The 2,885-nt window shown below is 60.8% G+C and carries 3 protein-coding genes; 1 reads left to right on the forward strand and 2 read right to left on the reverse strand.

Translation table 11 applies throughout. From position 1 onward, the window contains the following. Positions 1-208 precede the first annotated feature (208 nt). On the forward strand, positions 209-1,090 hold the full coding sequence (locus SGJ19_23970) for a nucleotidyl transferase AbiEii/AbiGii toxin family protein (GenBank protein ID MDZ4783316.1): 882 nt from the start codon (positions 209-211) through the stop codon (positions 1,088-1,090). Here the strand turns inward: SGJ19_23970 and SGJ19_23975 are convergent. Next, positions 1,067-1,948, reverse strand: a complete 882-nt coding sequence (locus SGJ19_23975) for a hypothetical protein (protein ID MDZ4783317.1) — start codon at positions 1,946-1,948, stop codon at positions 1,067-1,069. The genes SGJ19_23970 and SGJ19_23975 overlap by 24 nt on opposite strands. A gap of 261 nt (positions 1,949-2,209) precedes the next feature. Further along, positions 2,210-2,885 (reverse strand): ethanolamine ammonia-lyase subunit EutC (locus SGJ19_23980; protein MDZ4783318.1); only part of this gene is annotated, 676 nt, incomplete at its 5' end.

The following is a 2,885-nucleotide window of genomic DNA, read 5'->3' on the forward strand; positions in this document are numbered from 1 at the left end:
CGGAAACGACGTGGCGGCGCATGATGGCACTCCGGGTTCGTGGCGTGAAAATCCCTTGAGTCGCTACGCGCAAGAACCGTGCCGAGTGTTACAGGGGACGAGGCGTCACGATAGTTAACTGCAAGCGAACGAATGACTTGGCCCGCTGGGATTCGTCGGGTATCGTCTGATATCCAATCGACTGGCGACCCCCTAATCGCGGGCATTCGTGGTGGAAAACCTTGCGCGACTCGATCGAATCAAGCGGCTGGCGATCGTCGCGGTTGTATCCGACGATGAGTTGCTGGATCGTTTGGTGTTGAAAGGAGGCAACTTACTCGACGTCGTGATGCGGCTCTCGACGCGCGCGTCCGTGGACTTGGACTTCTCCATGGAGGGGGCATTCGAAGACGTGGAATGGTTCCGGCGGACGCTGACTCGCGTACTGGAGGAGACGTTCCTGCGGGAGGGCTTGGTGGTCTTCGACGTCAACCTGCGGGAGGCCCCGCCGAAGATGACGGACGATGTGAAGGACTTTTGGGGCGGTTACCAAATCGATTTCAAGCTGATCGACCGTGGGCTGTACGTTCGGCACGCGGGCGACATTGCGAACGTTCGCAAGCACGCACTCGCAGTTGGAGAGGATGGATCGACGCGCTTTCAGATCGACGTCAGCAAACACGAATATTGCGCCGGAAAGCGTCCCGCGCAGGTGGACAACTATACCGTATACGTGTACGCGCCAGAGATGGTCGTATGTGAGAAGCTCCGCGCAATTTGTCAACAAATGCCGGAGTATTTGAAAGTCATTCACCGCTCGCGAGCGAATGCTCGCGCCCGCGATCTCTTGGACATTCACACGGTGATCGAACGGCTAGGCGTCGACGTGACGGAGCCTGGGTTCGCTGGAGTTCTGCGCCAGACGTTCGCCGCGAAACGAGTTCCGTTGAGGTTGTTGGATCAAGTCGAACTCTTCCGCGAGCATCATCGACCGGATTTCGCAGCGGTACAGGCGACCGTCAAGGCCGGAGTCGTATTGCAGGACTACGACTTCTACTTCGACTACTTGGTCGATCTTTGCCGACGGCTAAAGGCCTTGGGGCACATATAGTTTCCACGACGGCAGGTACCGCGGTCCTTTCATCTGGTAGTCCAAATAAAAGTCGTACTCGCGGCTGAACTGTCGCATCAGTTGCAGTTGCGAGTCCTTGTAGCCGGCGCGCTCCAGGTAGAACCCGACGGACTGATGGTACGGGTAGGTGAAGTTCAGGGTGCGCAGCGTAGCCGCGAGCTTATTGACCGAGATTTTGTCTTTAGCGATCTCGTAAGCTTTGGCGACCTCGAACACCCCTCCGGAATAGACGGGACGGACCGTGGCGTCGATCAACGTGCGCTCGATGTCGGTGACGCGCAACGGATACCCTCCGTGTGGCAACTCCATGACGCCCAACCGATCCGTGTTCTGGCCGTTGAGCAGGCAAACGCGGTGCTCGCGAATCTCGGCAATTTGCTGCGAGACGCGGCAGCGGCCTTTGAAGGCGCGATCAATGCCGCCCTGCGTCAATTGCCCTCCTCCCGCGCGCAGTTTCTGCTCGGAGTTCAAGTAGATTGTCTTGGGCACTTGTTCCGTCAGGCCGTGCAAGTGCATCGCGCTGTAATGCGTGAAATAGCCCTCCGGCTTGAGCGACTGAACAAGCGGATACAGCGGCACGTCGCCCCAGGTATACCGCAGCATGCTGCGGCCGGGAAAACCAAATCGGACCTCCCGTAGCCGCCCGGCCTCAATCAACAAGGAGACGAACTCGCCGACCGTTACGTCTTGCAAACGCCAGAAGGCGCGGTTCTCATCAAGAACCTTTGCCAGGGCTGACCGGTCGTAAATTCGCTCCGTGCGCGAGTCGAACGCCACAGCGACGTCGTCGCGGGCGATGACGAATCGAGTTCGGGCGTTGGTGACGGTTTCAATCATAGTAACCTGCTCTGCTCCCGCCAGTGACGCACGGGTATATATACCCGTGCGTCACTGGCGGGATTACGACTCTCTTAGTGTCGTGCCGTATATATACGGCACGACACTTCTAGGTACTTAAGTCGTAAGTCATTACCTAAAAGCATGTTATTGCCAAATCGACCGCGCCTGATGTGCTTGCCATTGCCATATATATAATAGAACGCTTGCAGCGAAGAACAAGCCCTGAAGCGAGGCACGGTACAGGGGGGACGACCCGTGCTAACCGTCGCCAGCGGAATCGGGGAGTTGCGTTGTCGCGGGCAGTTCCTCCTTGATCGCCACGCCGCTCGCCTCGGCCACCATCATCTGGGCAGCCAGGCCGGCGATGCGGCGGGCGGCGTCGGCTGCGGAAACGCCGCGGGCGTGGATGTTTGAAATCAAGTTGCGATCGGCGTCCGTCTGGCCCGCGTGGGGACGCCAGGCCATGTAGGCGGACAGGCTCTCGGCCGTGGCCAGCCCCGGCCGCTCGCCGATCAACAGCACCAACACCTTGGGCCGCAACAGGTCGCCCAGATCGTTCAGCACGCCCACGCGACAGCGGCGGACGAAGAACGGCCTGCCGAACGACCAGCCCCGGCGGCGGACCTCGTCGGCCAAGAGGGGCAACAGTGCCGGCGCTTGCGCCACCACGGCCAAGGCCGACAGCCCGTCGCCGATGGCGACTTGCAAGTCGGCCGCCGGCGGACAGCTCCGGGCGAGTTCCGCGCGGCCAACCTCGTCGAGCAAACGTCCCAGGTCGGGCCGCATCAGGTACTCGGCCTTGTCCCTGGCCCGCGTGGCGCCCTCGGTGAGACTCCAATCGGCCACGAAGCCGCGGCCCAGATCGCGCTCCAGATCCAATTCCGCGTGGACGGCGTCGAGCGCCGCCGCGTGGTCTTGCCGCAAGGCCAGCAGC

Source organism: Planctomycetia bacterium (genome assembly GCA_034440135.1).
Classification (GTDB): Bacteria; Planctomycetota; Planctomycetia; order Pirellulales; family JALHLM01; genus JALHLM01.

What these genes read in the sequence shown, in the direction of transcription:
- SGJ19_23975 (MDZ4783317.1), bottom strand. Translation starts at nt 1,948, where the DNA reads ATGATTGAAACCGTCACCAACGCCCGAACTCGATTCGTCATCGCCCGC.